General features: G+C 62.2%; 19 protein-coding genes. 8 read left to right on the top strand and 11 right to left on the bottom strand.

What is annotated here, in order from left to right:
- Positions 1-16: 16 nt before the first annotated feature.
- The 3 genes from IEV88_RS14785 to IEV88_RS14775 form a co-directional block, all read right to left on the bottom strand.
- A complete protein-coding gene (locus tag IEV88_RS14785) occupies positions 17-445 on the bottom strand; it encodes an OsmC family protein (protein WP_188160654.1) in 429 nt (142 codons plus the stop codon).
- A gap of 61 nt (positions 446-506) precedes the next feature.
- Complete coding sequence (locus tag IEV88_RS14780; RefSeq protein ID WP_194420241.1) at positions 507-1,061, bottom strand: ATPase; 555 nt, start codon at positions 1,059-1,061, stop codon at positions 507-509.
- 145 nt (positions 1,062-1,206) lie between these two features.
- Positions 1,207-1,869 (bottom strand): YiaD family glycine zipper/OmpA-like lipoprotein, encoded by a 663-nt coding sequence (locus tag IEV88_RS14775; protein ID WP_188160655.1) that lies wholly within the window; start codon positions 1,867-1,869, stop codon positions 1,207-1,209.
- 384 nt (positions 1,870-2,253) lie between these two features.
- Here IEV88_RS14775 and groES point away from each other — a divergent pair, with 384 nt between their 5' ends.
- Together groES and groL are read left to right on the top strand one after the other, a co-directional pair.
- Positions 2,254-2,541 carry a co-chaperone GroES gene (gene groES, locus IEV88_RS14770; RefSeq protein ID WP_188160656.1) on the top strand — a complete coding sequence of 96 codons (288 nt, stop codon included), beginning with the start codon at positions 2,254-2,256 and terminating at the stop codon, positions 2,539-2,541.
- Between the two features lie 52 nt (positions 2,542-2,593).
- On the top strand, positions 2,594-4,249 hold the full coding sequence (groL, locus tag IEV88_RS14765; RefSeq protein ID WP_188160657.1) for a chaperonin GroEL: 1,656 nt from the start codon (positions 2,594-2,596) through the stop codon (positions 4,247-4,249).
- 114 nt (positions 4,250-4,363) lie between these two features.
- Here the strand turns inward: groL and IEV88_RS14760 are convergent, their stop codons facing one another.
- Complete coding sequence (locus IEV88_RS14760) at positions 4,364-5,167, bottom strand: hypothetical protein (RefSeq protein ID WP_188160658.1); 804 nt, start codon at positions 5,165-5,167, stop codon at positions 4,364-4,366.
- Positions 5,168-5,333: 166 nt separating this feature from the next.
- Here IEV88_RS14760 and IEV88_RS14755 point away from each other — a divergent pair, with 166 nt between their 5' ends.
- Positions 5,334-6,131, top strand: a complete 798-nt coding sequence (locus IEV88_RS14755) for an META domain-containing protein (protein ID WP_188160659.1) — start codon at positions 5,334-5,336, stop codon at positions 6,129-6,131.
- 109 nt (positions 6,132-6,240) lie between these two features.
- Here IEV88_RS14755 and IEV88_RS14750 read toward each other — a convergent pair whose 3' ends face one another.
- Positions 6,241-6,528, bottom strand: a complete 288-nt coding sequence (locus IEV88_RS14750; protein WP_188160660.1) for a metal-sensitive transcriptional regulator — start codon at positions 6,526-6,528, stop codon at positions 6,241-6,243.
- Between the two features lie 167 nt (positions 6,529-6,695).
- Between IEV88_RS14750 and IEV88_RS14745 the strand changes: the two genes are divergently transcribed.
- The gene (locus IEV88_RS14745; protein WP_188160661.1) at positions 6,696-7,478 is read left to right on the top strand and encodes a hypothetical protein; all 783 of its coding nucleotides are present in this window, start codon (positions 6,696-6,698) and stop codon (positions 7,476-7,478) included.
- A gap of 199 nt (positions 7,479-7,677) precedes the next feature.
- Here the strand turns inward: IEV88_RS14745 and rsmD are convergent, their stop codons facing one another.
- From rsmD to IEV88_RS14720, 5 genes are all read right to left on the bottom strand, one after another.
- Complete coding sequence (gene rsmD, locus IEV88_RS14740) at positions 7,678-8,253, bottom strand: 16S rRNA (guanine(966)-N(2))-methyltransferase RsmD (protein ID WP_188160662.1); 576 nt, start codon at positions 8,251-8,253, stop codon at positions 7,678-7,680.
- 3 nt (positions 8,254-8,256) lie between these two features.
- Positions 8,257-9,171 (bottom strand): cobalamin biosynthesis protein CbiG, encoded by a 915-nt coding sequence (locus tag IEV88_RS14735; protein WP_188160663.1) that lies wholly within the window; start codon positions 9,169-9,171, stop codon positions 8,257-8,259.
- Positions 9,171-9,926: a pseudouridine synthase gene (locus IEV88_RS14730; protein ID WP_188160664.1), complete on the bottom strand. Its 756-nt coding sequence runs from the start codon at positions 9,924-9,926 to the stop codon at positions 9,171-9,173. Before IEV88_RS14730 ends, IEV88_RS14735 begins: the two co-directional genes overlap by 1 nt.
- 81 nt (positions 9,927-10,007) lie before the next feature.
- The gene (locus tag IEV88_RS14725; RefSeq protein ID WP_188160665.1) at positions 10,008-11,009 is read right to left on the bottom strand and encodes a CPBP family intramembrane glutamic endopeptidase; all 1,002 of its coding nucleotides are present in this window, start codon (positions 11,007-11,009) and stop codon (positions 10,008-10,010) included.
- Positions 11,010-11,032: 23 nt separating this feature from the next.
- The gene (locus IEV88_RS14720; protein ID WP_188160666.1) at positions 11,033-11,938 is read right to left on the bottom strand and encodes a CPBP family intramembrane glutamic endopeptidase; all 906 of its coding nucleotides are present in this window, start codon (positions 11,936-11,938) and stop codon (positions 11,033-11,035) included.
- A 126-nt stretch (positions 11,939-12,064) separates the two neighbouring features.
- On the opposite strand from IEV88_RS14720, the gene tadA reads away from it, so the two are divergent.
- Positions 12,065-12,523, top strand: coding sequence for a tRNA adenosine(34) deaminase TadA (gene tadA, locus IEV88_RS14715; RefSeq protein ID WP_188160667.1), 459 nt, complete (start codon positions 12,065-12,067; stop codon positions 12,521-12,523).
- 76 nt (positions 12,524-12,599) lie between these two features.
- Positions 12,600-13,820 (top strand): acyl-CoA dehydrogenase family protein, encoded by a 1,221-nt coding sequence (locus IEV88_RS14710; RefSeq protein WP_188160668.1) that lies wholly within the window; start codon positions 12,600-12,602, stop codon positions 13,818-13,820.
- A 172-nt stretch (positions 13,821-13,992) separates the two neighbouring features.
- Here the strand turns inward: IEV88_RS14710 and IEV88_RS14705 are convergent, their stop codons facing one another.
- Positions 13,993-14,529, bottom strand: a complete 537-nt coding sequence (locus tag IEV88_RS14705; protein ID WP_188160669.1) for a carboxymuconolactone decarboxylase family protein — start codon at positions 14,527-14,529, stop codon at positions 13,993-13,995.
- 184 nt (positions 14,530-14,713) lie between these two features.
- Between IEV88_RS14705 and IEV88_RS14700 the strand changes: the two genes are divergently transcribed.
- Both IEV88_RS14700 and IEV88_RS14695 read left to right on the top strand, forming a co-directional pair.
- The gene (locus tag IEV88_RS14700; RefSeq protein ID WP_188160670.1) at positions 14,714-15,280 is read left to right on the top strand and encodes a TetR/AcrR family transcriptional regulator; all 567 of its coding nucleotides are present in this window, start codon (positions 14,714-14,716) and stop codon (positions 15,278-15,280) included.
- Positions 15,281-15,295: 15 nt separating this feature from the next.
- On the top strand, positions 15,296-16,717 hold the full coding sequence (locus tag IEV88_RS14695) for a UDP-N-acetylmuramate--L-alanine ligase (protein WP_188160671.1): 1,422 nt from the start codon (positions 15,296-15,298) through the stop codon (positions 16,715-16,717).
- The last annotated feature ends 15 nt before the right edge of the window (positions 16,718-16,732 follow it).

The following is a 16,732-nucleotide window of genomic DNA, read 5'->3' as shown; positions in this document are numbered from 1 at the left end:
GGGACAAGGTCGGACGCTAGACCTCGACGGTCAGGTCCAGCGATATGTTCGCGTTCAGGGCCTTGGAGACCGGGCAGCCCTCCTTGGCGTCCTGAGCGGCCTTCTCGACCGTCTCCTTGTTGGCGCCCCTGGCGACGATCTTCGTCGTCAGCTCGACCTTGGCGATTTCAAAGCCGCCCTCGACCTGGTCGAGAAACACGACGGCTTTCGTCTCGATGCTGTCGGGTGTGATGCCTTCCTTGCCGAGCTCGGCGGAGGTCGCCATGGAAAAACACCCGGCATGGGCCGCGCCGATCAGCTCTTCAGGGTTCGTGCCCTTGCCGTCCTCGAAGCGGGTGTTGAAGCCATAGGGCTGGTCCTCAAGCACACCGGACTGGGTCGAGATGTGGCCCTTGCCCTCTTTCAGGTCGCCGGTCCATTTGGCGGATGCATGTCGCTTGATCATGTCGGTATCTCTCCTGTTGTTACGATAGGATGGAGATAGCTCAACACGCTGGCGCGGCAAATTACTCCGTATCGGGAGAGCCGGTATTGATCAGGCGTGCAAGGCGCTCGGCCTGCTCGGCGATAACGCCATCGACCGGTCCGGCCCATTGGTCCATCCCGTCCAGATATCCGCCGACATTATAGGTGACCATGACATCGCTGGTGCCGTCGCCCTGGCCGACGATCAGGAATGTCAGCGCGCCATCGACGCCGTAGGTCTGCAACGGTCCGAGCGCGCCGCGCAGGGTCAGCTGATTGCCGGGGATGAGTGCGGCAACACGCAGATGCTCGACGCTGTATGGCTGGCCCTCCTCGTTTTGCCATGTCTCGCAAAAGCAGCCGCCGGCGGCCGGGTCGAGGGAGAAATTGGTGCTGTCGCCGGACCATGAATGGGCCGGGTTCCACCAGCTGGCGGGATTGATCAGCGCAGTCCAGACGGCGCCGGGCTCTGCCTCGACACTGACGGTATGAGCCAGGGCAAAGCCGTTATCGGCCTGGCTGACGACTTCGGCATGCGCCGTGCCGATCAACGCGGCGGCAGCTGTGAGACATAGAACAGAGATAGGACGGTTCATTGATTTGCTCCCGTGTGTGGGTTCGGACCTTAGGACAGAAAAGGCTGGGTGGGTAGAGAGCGTTCTACCAATGAAAAAGGCCCGGGAACGATCCCGGGCCTTTCTGCTTGTCCGTCTTCCTGTTCGGAAGAATTACGACAGTATCTTATGACTGGGCCGGTGCGATGCGTACTTCGACGCGGCGGTTCTGCTGGCGGCCGGCCTCGGTCGAGTTGTCTGCGACCGGACGGGTCTCGCCATAGCCAAGCGCACGAATGCGCGGGACGTCGACGCCTTGCGCGGCGAGGTAGTTGCCGACGCTCTCGGCACGGCGGATCGACAGGTCGAGATTGTACTGATCGGCACCGGTGGAATCGGTGTGGCCTTCGACCAGAATAGTTGTCTGGTTGTATTTCTGCAGAACCGTCGAGATGTCGTTCAGCGTGTCATAGAAGGCCGGGCGGATATCTGCCTGGTCGACGCCGAAGGTGATGGAACCCGGCATGATCAGGTCGATATTGTTGCCGTTACGCACGACACGGACACCGGAGGTTTCCAGGTCGGCGCGCAGTTCGGCTTCCTGACGGTCCATATAGTTACCGACACCGCCGCCAATGGCAGCGCCTGCGGCAGCGCCGAGCGCAGCGTTCCTGGTGGTCTGTTTACCGTCGGAGGTGTTGGTCAGAGCGCCGGCGACGGCACCGACCACACCGCCGATGGCGGCGCCTCGGGCAGTGTTGGACGTCTTTTCCTGACCTGTATACGGGTCGGTGGTGGTGCAGGCGGCGGCGGCGAGAGCCATCGCGCTGACAGCGATAAGTTTGCGCATGGGAATAGTCTCCTCAAAATCCTCAATGGATATGGTTCATCCATACCCCTCAATCCAATTAGACGTATTACGCAACGGTTTTGTTCCCTCACCGGCGCGGTCCACGCCTTCTGGTGAGAATACGGCCCTCGTCTACGCCGTCCTCTCGGTCGGCGCCATAATTAACCTGGATTGAGGCATAAATATGCTCGCGATTGTGGCGGTTTTCGGGGGCGCGGCCACATTTTTTGCGGCCGCGCTTCTTGACACTGCCGGGGCGCCCCCCTACCTCGCTGTTAGCACTGCATCGGGGTGAGTGCCAATGCCTTCCCCGTGCCGGTGCAGACAGTAATTCTCGCCCTTCCAGCCGGAAGGGCAGGCCATCCATTAAGGGAGACGAACTCAATGGCTTTCAGACCGCTTCATGACCGCGTTCTCGTGCGTCGTATCGAAGAAGACAAGAAAACCGCCGGTGGCATCATTATTCCGGATACCGCCAAGGAAAAACCGCAGCAGGGCGAAGTCGTTGCTGTCGGCGGCGGTGCCAAGAACGAGAATGGCGATATCACGCCGCTCGACGTTTCCGCAGGCGACAAGGTGCTGTTCGGCAAATGGTCCGGCAGCGAAGTCAAGATCGACGGTGAAGACCTTCTCATCATGAAGGAATCCGACATCCTCGGCATTCTCGACTAGTCCTTCCGACCCGCAAATCCAACGATATCAACACTTTCAGGAGTAGACACACATGGCTGCCAAAGAAGTAAAATTTGATGCCGAAGCCCGCGAGAAAATGCTTCGCGGCGTCGACATCCTCGCCAATGCCGTAAAGGTCACGCTCGGTCCGAAAGGCCGTAACGTCGTGATCGAGCGGTCCTTCGGTGCCCCGCGCACCACGAAGGACGGCGTCTCCGTCGCCAAGGAAATCGAACTGGAAGACCGGTTCGAGAACATGGGCGCGCAAATGGTCAAGGAAGTTGCTTCCCGCACCAATGACGAAGCCGGTGACGGCACCACGACCGCCACGGTCCTGGCCCAGGCGATCATCCGCGAAGGCGCCAAATCGGTTGCCGCCGGTATGAACCCGATGGACCTGCGCCGCGGTATCGACCTTGCCGTCGCCCGCGTCGTCGAAGGCATCAAGAACATTGCCAAGCCTGTTTCCGGTTCCGAAGGCATCGAGCAGGTCGGCACGATTTCCGCCAATGGCGAGAAATCCATCGGCGAAATGATTGCCCGCGCCATGGACAAGGTCGGCAATGAAGGCGTCATCACGGTTGAAGAAGCCAAGTCGCTGGAAACCGAGCTGGATGTCGTCGAAGGCATGCAGTTCGACCGTGGCTACCTGTCACCTTACTTCGTGACCAATGCCGAGAAGATGCAGGCCGAGCTGGAAGACGTTCTCGTCCTCCTGCACGAGAAGAAACTGTCCAACCTGCAATCGATGCTGCCGCTGCTCGAAGCCGTCGTTCAGACCGGCAAGCCGCTGCTCATCATCGCAGAGGACATCGAAGGCGAAGCCCTGGCGACCCTCGTCGTCAACAAGCTGCGCGGCGGCCTGAAGATCGCTGCCGTGAAGGCTCCGGGCTTCGGCGATCGCCGCAAGGCCATGCTGGAGGACATCGCCGTCCTGACCGGCGGCCAGGTCGTTTCCGAAGATCTCGGCATCAAGCTGGAAAATGTCGGTCTCGACATGCTGGGTACGGCCAAACGCGTCGTCATCACCAAGGATGACACGACGATTGTCGACGGTGCCGGCGAGAAAGCCCAGATCGAAGCCCGCACGGCCCAGATCCGCCAGCAGATCGAAAACACCACTTCCGATTATGATCGCGAAAAGCTGCAAGAGCGTCTGGCCAAGCTGGCCGGCGGTGTTGCCGTGATCAAGGTTGGCGGCGCCAGCGAGATCGAAGTCAAGGAGCGCAAGGACCGCGTCGATGACGCCCTGAACGCGACCCGTGCTGCGGTCGAGGAAGGTATCGTGCCGGGCGGCGGCACCGCGCTGCTTTATGCAGCCCGGTCGCTTGAAGGCCTGAAAGGCGAAAACGCCGATCAGGACGCCGGTATCGCCATCATCCGCCGTGCGATCCAGGCACCGATCCGCCAGATCGTCGCCAACGCAGGCGGCGAAGGCTCGATCGTTGTCGGCAAGCTGCTGGAGCAGGACTCCATGTCCTTCGGCTTCAACGCCCAGACCGACGAATATGGCGACCTGCTCGCCATGGGCATTGTCGACCCGGCGAAAGTCGTCCGTCACGCCCTTCAGGATGCAGCTTCGGTTGGCGGCCTGATGATCACCACGGAGGCGATGATCGCTGACAAACCAAAAAAAGATGACGCCGCTTCCGGCATGCCAGATGGCGGGATGGGCGGCATGGGTGGTATGGGCGGCATGGGCTTCTAACGAAGTCTCGCGTCCACCATCCAGAACAGTCTTCTGGACGAAAGGCGGCTCTTCGGAGCCGCCTTTTTGTTTTGCCGGGTTGCTTTACCGGCCGGTCCCCGAAGGGCAGGCGGCTCAGCACCCGGCGGGCATGACGGCCTCGTCCGTCAGCATCACTTCCATGCGCGAGCAGCGGGGGATGGCGCGATAATAGGGGTCGGGGCGCAAATTGAGGCGGCGGCGCACCTCATGGATAGGCTGCGGTAATAGCGCTGGAAAATCCGCATGCAGAAAGTCGGGGCTTGCCGTCGCCATCGATCGTGCATGAGCCATCACCTCGCCGACGGGCCATGACGGGCGCTCTGAGCGCACTTTCATGCCGATGGCAAACGCGATCAGCGCATTGCCCCGGCCCGCGCCATGCTGGTGAACGAAAGCGAGGATCGCCGCCTCGCCGAGCGCATCGCGGTCATAGCCCGTCAGCGGATGCATCAGGTCGTGCAGCCAGTTCAGCGTGTCGATAAACCGGAAAAGCTCGGGGCTGATCCTCGTCAACTCTTCCAGCGCCTCGCCACCGGCCTGTTCTGTTATCCGGGCGAGCCCTGCCGGGTCGAAGCCATTCGCGTCCAGATGCCGCGCGAAATGCCAGCCGAGACTGCCGGCGGGCAGGGACCGCAGTGCTGGCAGGTCACCGAGGGCGCGGCGGATGTAGTCAGGATCGGTTGCCAGTTTCCGGCCCATGGGAGAGTCGGTAAACCGCCGCGCTGCAGGGATCATGGTCGCCCCGTGCAGGTGACGGAAAACCAGATAGCCTGCCTCCGTGTCTTCCTTGTTGCGCAGCACGCGCAGGATCGCCGCGATCGTGCCTGGCAGGTTCACGGGCTCATAGGGCATGCCTTCGCAATATTTCGTTCTCGTTCTCGTTCTCGTTCTTGTCACAGGCGCTCTCCTTGCGATCCCCGGATAGTACACGAAAATCAAGAAATGAACAATGTTCATTTCGTAATGATCAGGTGAATTTGCTCCCGCAATTTCCAAACCCGCCTTTTTGTTCGGCGGCGCTATCTGTATGATGTGCCTTAAGCGACAAGACGGAGGAAAACCGATGCCCAAGCTATCTCGCCTGACTTTGAGCCTGCTCGGCCTTTCCGCCATCGGGCTTGTCGCGTGCGGCCCGAGCGAGCAGGACGCCGCCGACCCCCTCGACGCGGAGATGGACCAGGCGGCAGACAGGCCGGCCGATTTCGACGACATGGACGATGTGGACACCTCCGACGCCTATGTATTCCGCTGCGGCGCAGCGCAGGTTGCCGTGCGTTTCCAGGGTGTCGAGCGCATGGAAATGACGGTTGGCGATCAAGTCTACACGATGTTCAGCGTCGTCTCGGGTTCCGGCGCGCAATTCCAGTCTGCAAACGATCCGAACACGGTGTTCTGGACCGAGGGTGATTCGGCCATGCTGACGCTGGCGGGGGAAGATTATCCCGAGTGCACCCTTGTCAGTGAGCCGGAAGCGGTCGAGACAGGGGCAGTCGATACCAGTGCAGGCACAGGTGATCCCTATGCTGATGCCAGCGCGGGGCTCGGCGGCAGTGAATGGGTCGTGGAAGATATCAATGGTGGCGGCATCATCGATTCGTCCCGCGCGACCCTGACCTTCGGGCCGGATGGCCGCGTCGCCGGCATGGCGAGCTGCAACAATTACAATGCCAGCTATGAAGCCGGAGAGGGGACGCTGACGGTCGGTCCGGCCGCGGCAACCCGCAAGATGTGTGCCGAGGCGCTGATGAATCAGGAAACTGATTTCCTCAACGCGCTGGAAGGGATCAGCTCCTGGCAGATCACGCCTGAAGGGGCGCTGGAGCTGTCCGGCGACGACGTCTCCATCATCGCCCGTCGATAGAGCGGTTCCCGGTAAAGCGGAAACCGGGTTCACCGTAAGGAAACGCGACCAACAAGGAATCCAGACCCTTTCAGCGCTGCGACAGAACGCTGAAAGGGCCTGGCCTCGATTACTTCTTCACCTTGCTCATCAGCTCGATAAGTTCATTGAATTTCCTGCGCTGCGCGTCCTCGCTGCCCGACGCGATGGCCTCGGCGATGCAATGGCTGGCGTGATCCGACAGGATCGCGTCTTCGACCCTGGACAGGGCCGCCTTGACCGCCGCCATCTGGTGCAGGATGTCGATGCAATAACGCTCCTCCTCGATCATCTTGGAAACGCCATTGACCTGCCCTGCGATGCGGGAAAGGCGCTGCGTCAGTTTTGTCTTGTCGTAATGCACTAAAGATCCATCCATCGCTACGATACCCCTCTAGGGTATCTCGGGGCGGGGTGCAAGAACGGCCAGCGCCCGCCCGTTTCGACAGCCGATCCGGCTCGCTTTTTAATTACGAATGATTTAGTTGTGCTGGCGCCTGCGCTGATATTCTAATTCTTTCGTATTTGCGAGAAGGAGGGTTTTCCATGTTCACCAGGATGATGGCCGGAATGGCGATCGCCGCATCCGTCGGGGCTCTGACCCTGGCGCCACTGAGCGCTCACGCCGACGACGAGGGCGGCTACAAGCTGCTTGCGTCCAGCGTCAATGACGACAAGACATGGGTCGTGGTCGACACCGCAACCGAGACCACCGCCATTGCTGAAAAGAAAGGCGGAGAGGTCAAAGTCTTCTCCGGCGCGGAGGCCGAAGCGCGGCTGGCGGCGGTCTATGATGCGATGCCCGGTACCGACATCGTCGCGTTGAAGGACGGCTCGGACCTGCGCATCGTCACCGCCGACGGCAACCACAGGATCAAGCTGGTTGAACCCGGCGCCGGTGATGGCATCGATGTCGAGGTCGAGAAAATGCTGGAAAAAGCCGGTCTCGACATCGCGGGCGATATCAGTGTCGATACCGATGACGGCCAGAAAGTCATCGTCATCAAGACGCTGAAATCCGGCAGTGGCGACACCAGGGATGTGACGGTCGAGGTCATCAAATCCGGCGACCGCAGGAGCGATGACCTCATGGAAATGCCGGCGCCACCCACGCCACCAGATGCGCCGTTGACGGATGAAGACGGCGAGAAGGTCACCGTCAAGACGGGTCACAAGATGGTTGTCAATGTCGACGGCGAGGACGGTGACAACCGGTCCTTCACGAAGATGACCGGTGTCAGCAAGCAGGATGCCGTGGCATTCATCGACGACATCGAGGACCTGACGGCGCGCGAAAAAGACGAGATGAAAGCGGCTCTTTCTCTCTAGATCAGCCTGCGTTCAAATGGACTCATTTGAACGTGGCAAGCTGATCGACTTCAATGATGTAGAGCAGCTTTGTGCGCCCCGCTGGGCGCACGACGCTCTCGGGCGTTTACCGCATCATGGCACGTCCCCTTGAAGCACCCCGTGCCATGATGACACCGCAGACCCTGTCCCGGCCACCCGGGGCAGGGTTTTTTGATGCCTATCCCTGCCGGAAAAGGAAGCCGATCTGCGTGTCGCCGAAGATACGGCGGTCATCCTCGACATATCCGCCGGGTACGGACGGCTCCTCGCGGGTGGATTGCTCGACGATGACCAGGGCGCCCTCGATCAGCCAGTTGCCATCGCGCAGGGCGGCGAGCGCCGGACCGGTCAGATCGCTCGTGCCCGTCCTGTTGTAGGGCGCATCGAGAAAGGCGATATCGAACCGCGCGCCGACGCCGGCCGGCTTGGTGCCAAGGTCGGTCGCCGAGCGGCGGTGGATACGGGTATTGCCGAACAGGGACAGGGCCTCGACATTGTCGCGGATCACGCCGCGCGCCTCGGCATCGGTTTCGACGAACAGGCAGAAGCCCGCCCCGCGCGACATGGCCTCGAGGCCCAGCGCGCCGGAGCCTGCGAAGAGATCGATGACGCGCAGGCCGTTGAAATCAAGCCCGCGTCCATTTTCCAGGATATTATACAGGCTCTCGCGCACGCGATCCGTCGTCGGACGGGTCGACAGGCCCTTGGGGGCGATCAGCCCACGGCCCTTGTGGGCGCCACCAATGATCCGCATGCTTCAGTCCTTTCCTTCACGCCCGATAAGCCCGGCGCCGACAATCCAGCCCTCTTCGTCCAACACGTCCCGCACAGCCTTGCCGTCAAGGCCAGCGGGGCGCTCCAGCAATGGCCCGAACCGGTCGGCCTTGTCGAGGCGGGCAAAGACGGAAGCGAGCGTGCGCACCTGCGCGGCGTCTTTCACTTCCCCGTCATGCAGGGTGACGGGAAAGGCGGAGGGGTAGATTTCCGCCAGCGTCACCTGTGACGTGAGCGTTTCGGCAAAGCCGGTCTCGAATGGCCAGACGACGATGTGCCGCTTCAATGCGGGGTCGCGGCGCAGGGCCTCCAGCCTGGCGATGCCCAGCAGCGACTGGCTGCCAACCGCGCCGGTATAGGCGAGCTTCCACACCGGCTGTGCCCCTTGCATGACCGTCTCGGCCCGCCGTTTTTCGGCGATCCCGTCGGGCATTCTACTAGGGCGCTTCGGCCCCAGCCCGTCATAGGTCCGCCCCGCCGGATGGCCCCAGAACGGGCCGCCATGGGCGCGATCTGCACCAAAACAGGAGCGGTTGAGGAAGGCGGCGACATCGAAGCGGTTGGACGCGTTCTGCGCGTCATCCTCGATCAACTCGCCGAGTACCCGCCACAGGGCCCGCCAGTCGGCCCTGCCTGTCACCGCCCTGGCCGTTCCGGCGGGATAGCCAAAGGCAAAGTCGAACCCGGCGAAGAGCCGCCTGCCGTCGGTCACCGCTGCCAGGCAGGCCGCCCTGATGACAGCCATTGCGTCATGGCGTGTGCGGACGTTTTCAGGCATTGTGGTCGAGATACGCCCATTCCGGCGGGTCGCTGTGGCGATCCAGACCGAGTCCTTGCCCAGTTTGGGGCCATTGGCCGCCGACCAGTCGCAGACGAGATACTCGTCGAACAGCGGCATCAGAAATTGAGGCCCTCGCTCAGCTTCGTGCCCAGCTGTTCTTTCAGCATCTTGGCCTTGACCTCTTCCAGCGCGCCGACCGGCAGCTTGCCGAGCTGGAACGGTCCGTAAGCGGTTCGGATCAGCCGGTTCACCTGCAGGTTCATGTGGCGCATGACATTGCGGATCTCGCGGTTCTTGCCCTCGCGGATCGAGACCGTGACCCAGGCATTGTCGCCCAGCTGCTGGTCGAGGGTTGCCTTGACCGGGCCGTATTCGACGCCGTCGACAGTGACGCCATCGGCCAGCTTGTCGAGCTGCTTCTGGGTGACCTTGCCCCAGGCGCGCACGCGATAGCGCCTGATCCACCCTGTGGAAGGCAGCTCGAGCGCCCGGGCGAGGGCGCCATCGGTCGTCAGCAGCAGCAGGCCCTCCGTCGTCAGGTCGAGGCGCCCGACGGAGATCACGCGCGGCATGCCCGCGGGCAGCGTGTCGAACACGGTGGTGCGCCCCTGCGGGTCCTTGTGGGTGGTCACCAGCCCGTCCGGCTTGTGATAGCGCCACAGCTGGGTCTTCTGCGGGGCACCGACCCGGGCCTCGTCGACGCGGATGTCCTCCGTCCCGGTCACCTTGAACGCCGGTGTGTCGAGCACGACGCCATTGACGGAAACACGGCCCTCGGCGATCAGGGTTTCGGCATCCCGGCGCGAGCATACCCCGGCATGGGCGAGATATTTCGCAATGCGGTCGCCCTGCGGCGCGTTTTCATCGGTCATGAGGCAGCCTTCACTTGTCAGGCTGCGACTTCTGACCGATCAGGCGCGCAATCGCAAGGGCCACGATCGGGCTGCGGTCGGTCAGGCGGCGTCGGAGAGCGGCGACGTGTTCGCCTTGGCAAGGGCGGTTTCCGCCTTGCCGGGCCTGACCAGCAACAGGACGGCGATGCCGCTGAGGGCCAGCACGATCGTCGTCGCCAGACCGCCTTCGGGACCGGTCGCGCCGCCGGTGAACAGCTGAGGCCCTGTCGGCGTGACCGTCATCAGCTTGTCGGACCCCAATTGCATGCCGGATACGGAAAATCCGAAAATGTCGCCCTGGGCGAAGTTCCAGATGGCATGGTAGCCACAGGCCCCCCATAGGCTCGCTTCGCGCAGGCAATAGAAACAGACGAAAAGGCTGTAGAGAATGAGGTTGATGAAGAAGAGCGGTGTCGTGTTCGGGTTCATGCCATGCATCACGGAGAAGAACAGCGACGATGTCAGCAGGGCGGCGATCAGGCCATAGCGGATGCCGATCGACTGGAACAGCACGCCGCGTGTCACCAGTTCCTCGGTCGAGCCCTGCACCGACCAGCCGAGAATCAGGACGACCAGCGGTATCACCGCAGCCCAGCTTGGCGGGATGCTGACCGGGGACATCTCGGCCATGCCGGCCCCGGTCAGGCCGAAGGCGATCAACGCCATGGCAACGAGCGCCATCAGGCCGCCGCGCAGGAACAGGCCGAAGCCCTTGAGCGGATTGCCAAGGCCGAAAGAGGCAAGGGAGCGCTTCTCGACCAGCGTGACCCAGAGGATCACGATGATCGCCGTGAAGATGAACCCGCTGAACAGCAGCAGCCCCTGCGCAATCGGGCCAAAGCTTGCGGTATCGAATTGCGGATCGGCGAAGTCGAAACTCTGGCCGGGGATGAGGCCGGCGGCCATGAGAGACACGAAAACGATACCGCCGAGGATCTGCCCGATCAGCGTGATGACGATGGCGAACAGGATATAGCCGATGAACAGGAATACCCTGGAAGCCGGCTTGTCGAAGAAAAGCCGGCCGCTTTTGGCCATCTCGAAGAAAATCTGATTGCGCATGGCGATGTTCCTGTTGGTGTGCCTCATTCTGGTCGAGTGTTTCTCATGAGCGCAAAAAAGGCAATCAGGATAAGGACGAGAGTGAGGCCGATGGCGGCGAGCGAAATGTCGCTCTGCGTGGCCTGCAGCCGCATCAGGCGCGGCGTCTGGTCCAGCGTCACGAACAGCCTATTGGGCGAGACATCGTCACCGATCGCCCTGATCCCGAAGACCTGGCTCTGGCTGAAATTCCAGGCCAGGTGAAAGCCCCACACGCCCCACAGGCTGTTCTCGGCGATGGCATAAAGACAGAGGAAAATCGCCAGCAGGAAGACACCTGCGAAATAATAGGCGTTCCCGATCCCGTTGCCGGCATGGGCGAGGGCGAAGACGACGCAGGAGACGACGACGCCGAGGATCAGCCCATGGCGTTGGCCGACCGTCTGTAACAGGAAGCCGCGGAAGATGATTTCCTCCGAGCCGGTCTGAACGGCCCAGGCCAGCGGCATCAGGGCAAGGGCGGCGAGGAGGGCGGTGAGCGGTACCTCGGCGGCCGCGATCTCCAGCGTTCCGGCACCGGTGGCGATCAGGATCGAGGCCCAGACGGTGACGGCGGCCATGGCGAACAGGACGCCGCGAAGACCCTTGCCGACGCTACCGGGATCAAGTCCCAGCGTGACGAATTTCCGCCCTTCCCACAGGCGCAGCCACAGCCACAGAAACACGAAGATGAAGGCCGTATAGCCGACCAGCATGAAGACGGCATCGGGCAGGGCGAAGGGGTCCGCCATTGCCGGGCCTGCGCCATCGCGCGCGTCAAGCTCGCGCTGATCGACCAGCGGCGAAAGCAGGAAATAGCCGACAGCGGCGCTGCCGATCATGCAGGCGAAGGCGACGATCAGGGCGACGAGCCCCGGCGTGCGTCTCTTCGCGTCCGATACGCGGTGCAAAAATGTTCCCGACCGCAACAGCTTGCCCCCCAAACCTTGCCCCCCAAACCTTGCTCAAGAGCTGGTCGCCTGCGATATAAGGGCGGTTTCGGGCCGCCGAACATAATCCACAGGTTGCAAGAATAGATGCAGGACGACAATGACTATATGCGCCTGGCGCTGGGCGAGGCAACGACCGCTGCCGGAGCCGGGGAAGTGCCGGTCGGGGCGGTTGTCGTCGCGGCCGATGGCGCCGTGATCGCCGCTGCCCATAACGCCCCGGTCGGCAGCCACGATCCGACAGCCCATGCCGAGATCAGGGCCCTGCGCGAGGCAGCCGGAAAGATCGGCAATTACCGTCTGACCGGCATGACACTGTTCGTGACGCTGGAGCCCTGTGCCATGTGCGCCGGGGCGATCAGCCATGCCCGCCTTGCGCGGCTGGTCTATGCCGCTGACGATCCCAAGGGCGGTGCCGTCGCGCACGGGCCCCGCTTCTTCGAGCAGCCGACCTGTCACCATCGGCCTGTGATCGAGCAGGGTCCGTTCGGCGATGAGGCCGCTGCGATGCTGAGGGATTTCTTTCGCGCCCGGCGCAAGCTGTAAATCGACTGCATCCGCCGCTTTCGGCCCGTGCCCGGTATCGTCATACTGGGGTAGAGCTGATTACCGGAGACATGACATGGATTTCGAGCATTCCCCCCGCGCCAAGGAGTATATCGAGAAGGTCCGCGCCTTCATGGAGACCCATGTCGAGGAGGGCGAGAAGGAATATTTCCGCCAGCTGGCTGAATCCTCCGCAAAAGGCGAGCGCTGGTGCGTCCCGCCGGTGATCGAGGAGCTCAAGGCGCGCGCCCGGGAAGCCGGGCTGTGGAACATGTTCATGCCGAACCCTGATTTCGGACCCGGCCTGTCCAATGCCGATTATGCGCCGATCGCCGAGCTGACCGGCCGCAGCCATATCGGGCCGGAAGTGTTCAACTGCGCCGCGCCCGATACCGGCAATATGGAAGTGCTGGAGAAATACGGCTCGCCGGAGCAACAGGAGAAATGGCTGAAGCCCTTGCTCGCAGGCGAAATCCGCTCTGCCTTCCTGATGACCGAGCCGGATGTCGCCTCCTCCGATGCGACCAATATCGAGACCGAGATCAGCCCCGACGGCGACCACTACATCATCAATGGCCGCAAATGGTGGTCGTCCGGCGCCGGCGATCCACGCTGCTCGATCTATATCGTCATGGGCAAGACGGACAAGTCCGCGGAACGCCATCTGCAGCAATCGCAAATCCTGGTGCCTGCCGATACGCCGGGCGTGAGCGTCAAGCGCCACCTGCCCGTCTTCGGCTATGACGATGCCCCGCACGGCCATATGGAGGTCGAGCTGAAGGACGTCCGTGTGCCGAAGGAAAACATCATTCTCGGCGAAGGGCGTGGCTTCGAGATCGCGCAGGGCCGCCTCGGACCGGGCCGCATCCATCACTGCATGCGCACGATCGGCGCGGCGGAACGGGCCCTGGAGCTGATGGTCAAGCGGCTCGGCACGCGCGAGGCATTCGGCAAGCGCATCATCCAGCATTCGATCTGGGAACAGCGGATCGCCGAGGCCCGCGTCGATATCGAGATGACGCGGCTATTGTGCCTGAAGGCGGCCTGGATGATGGACACGGTCGGCAACAAGGTGGCGCGCGGCGAGATCGCCATGATCAAGGTCGCCGCGCCGCGCATGGCGCTGAAAGTGATCGACGATGCGATCCAGGCCTTTGGCGGGGCCGGCGTGTCAGACGATTTCCCGCTCGCCAACATGTATGCGATGCAGCGCACCCTGCGCCTCGCCGACGGGCCGGACGAGGTGCATTGCCGCTCTATCGCCCGGCTGGAGATGAAGAAATACATGAACCACTAGATCGTTTCAGCATTTTGTGGAAACGCTGAAACGACCCAGACTCCTTGTTTGTCGCGTTTCCTGACGGTGAACCGGTTTCCACTTCACCGGGAAACGCTATAGGTGCGCCTGACCGCCTCGTGCAAAAAGGCCCGGTACCGCTGCCGGGCCTTTCTCCGTATGCGGTATAAAGTTATGCTGCCTTCACGACCGGGAAGTCGATGTCGGTCTGCGCGACATGGTTCACATAATTGGTGAAGATGTTCGCAATGACATTGGCGATCGTCTCGACGATGGCACCGTCATCGAGACCGGCCTCGCGGGCCTGTGCCAGCTGGGCGTCGGTGACGAAGCCGCGCTCGCGCACGATATCGGCGGCAAGGGACAGGATCGCGGCGAGGTGCGGGTCGGCTGAGTCCCCGCGCAGGTTGCGGGCAGCTTCTTCGTCGCCGACTTTCAGGCTCCTGGCGATGGCGGTGTGAGCAGAGGCGCAATAATCACAGGCGTTTTCACCGGCGACCGTCAGGGCAATCGCCTCGCGGGTCTTGGCGTTGAAAGAGCCCTTGGAGAGAGCTTCGCCAAAGCCGAGGCTGGCGGCAAGGACCGCCGGCTGGTTCGCCATGACGCGATAGAGGTTCGGCACCATGCCGATTTTTGACTTGATCGCGCCGAAAAGCTCTGCGGCTTGCGGGTTGGCGTTGTCGTCGGACAATTGGTTGATGCGGGTCATGTCTCGTTCCTTTCGGGTTGGCTTTCCGCCGGGCAACCTTTGCGTGGGCGGGAGCGGTTTGTTTCGGCTACCGTCGGCTTGTGCCCTCCGGTGAACAGGCATATATTAGTTACGGACCGTTCGGTAAATAACCAAATCGCACACGGCGTATCACGAACCGGTGTGCCGAAAGGAAGGCCAAGTCATGGGACGTCCGAGAGGCTTTGAGACGAGCGATGCCCTCAGCGCCATAACCGGCGTTTTCTGGGAGAAGGGCTATGAAGGCACCTCGTTGCAGGACATCGAGGCGGCGACGGGGCTGAACAAGCAAAGCCTGTATCGTGCCTTTGGCGACAAGCGCGGCATGTATACCGCCGCGCTCGACGGGTTCGCCGACGTGCTGCTCGCCAATGCCGGCCCGGCGCTGGAGGCACCCGGCACGGTGCACGAGCGCTTTGCGCGCTTCTATGATTTCTTCATCAAGGCCGCCGCCTCCGGCAATCGCCGGGGCTGCTTCCTGTGCAATGCCGCAACCGACCAGGCGCAACTGGACGAGGCCGCGCGTGCCTCGCTGCAGGTCGCGCTGGAAAAGGTGCTCACCGTCTTCGCGCGGGTGATTGCCGGGGACGCGCCAGAGCTGGACGAGCGGACTATCCGCCAAAAGGCCGAGGCGCAGTTGGCCTTTTATTTCGGGCTGACCGTCCTGATAAAGGCTGGTATGCCGGAGGATACATTGACCGCCGTCGCACGCCAGGGCGTGGCGATGATCTGAAGGAAGACCAGTAGAGTGAGCGCAACGAAACCCAAAGCCCATTTCATCGGCCTGTGCGGCGCCGGCATGTCAGCCGTCGCCCATCTGTTGCAGCGGCGCGGCTTTGAGGTGACCGGGTCCGATGACGGCTTCTACCCGCCGGTCAGCCACTACCTGACCCGAATCGGGCTGGTGCTGGAGCCCGGCTATCGCGCTGGCAACATCCCCGCCGATGTCGACCTCATCGTCATTGGCAAGAATGCAAAGCTGGTTCCCGAAACCAATGAGGAAGTTGCGCTTGCCCTCGATCAGTACAGGGACAAGGTCAAATCCTTTCCCGAAGTGCTGGCGGATTTATCGGCCGAGCGCGAGCGGATCGTTGTCGCCGGCTCCTATGGCAAGTCGACCCTGACCTCGATGCTCGCCTGGGTGCTGATCCATGCGGGGCGCGACCCGAGCTGGTTCATCGGCGCAATCCCGAAGAATTTCGACCATTCCTCCGGGCTGGGAGAAGGGGCGTTCGTGTTCGAAGGCGATGAATATCCGAGCGCCAACTGGGACGACCGGGCGAAGTTCCTGCATTATGATCCGTCTACGGTGGTTCTTACCTCCGCCTGCCACGACCACGTGAATATCTATCCTACGCTGGAGAACTATCACAAGCCCTTCGTCGCGCTCCTGCAAGGGTTAAAAGCCCGTAATGGCCGCCTGATCGCCTGCACCGGCGAGGACAATGCTCGCGCCTTCTACGAGGCCTATCCGGGAGAAAAAATCAGCTATGCGGTCGGTCGATCTGCAGACTGGACGGCGGAAGATATGAAACTCGGTGAGGTGTCGAGCTTCACCCTCGTCCATCAGGGCGAGGAAATTGGCCGCGTCGAAACGAGCCTGCTCGGACGCCACAATATCGAAAACATCACCGGCGCCGCGGCATGCCTGCTCGGCGGTGACCTCGTGAGGTTCGAGGAATTCCGCGCAGCCATTGCCCGCTATGACGGGATCGAGCGGCGCCTCGACCGCAAGACCGACAGGAGCGTGCTGCCGGTCTATGAGGGTTTCGGTTCTTCCTATGAAAAGGCGCGCTCGGCGATCACGGCGCTGAAGGAACACTACAAGCGCCGCAGGCTGACGATCCTGTTCGAGCCGCATACCTTCACCTGGCGCAACCGCGCGGCGCTCGCCCAGTATGCGACAGTGTTCAATGGCGCGGCGCGGATCTGGCTCTATGCCCCGCCAACCCAGGGCGCGGGCACTCACGACCAGGTCACGCTCGACGAGATTCACGCCGAAACCGTGAAACATTACGCCGATGTCCGCACCTTCGATGCGGAGACCTACAAGTCGATCCTGGCCGATGCCGACCCGGCTGGCGATGTCGTACTGATCCTGTCGTCGGGCAGTTTCGACGGCTTGCTCACCAAGGTCATCACCGAGGCGGAAGCGCGTTATCCCGTGTGATACCCCGCCTGTGGC

Origin of the sequence: Aquisalinus flavus (assembly GCF_014640095.1) — a bacterium.
In the GTDB taxonomy this organism is placed as follows: Bacteria; Pseudomonadota; Alphaproteobacteria; order Caulobacterales; family Parvularculaceae; genus Aquisalinus; species Aquisalinus flavus.
Note: the sequence above shows the minus strand (reverse complement) of the source record. Positions and strands in the feature narration are given on the sequence as shown.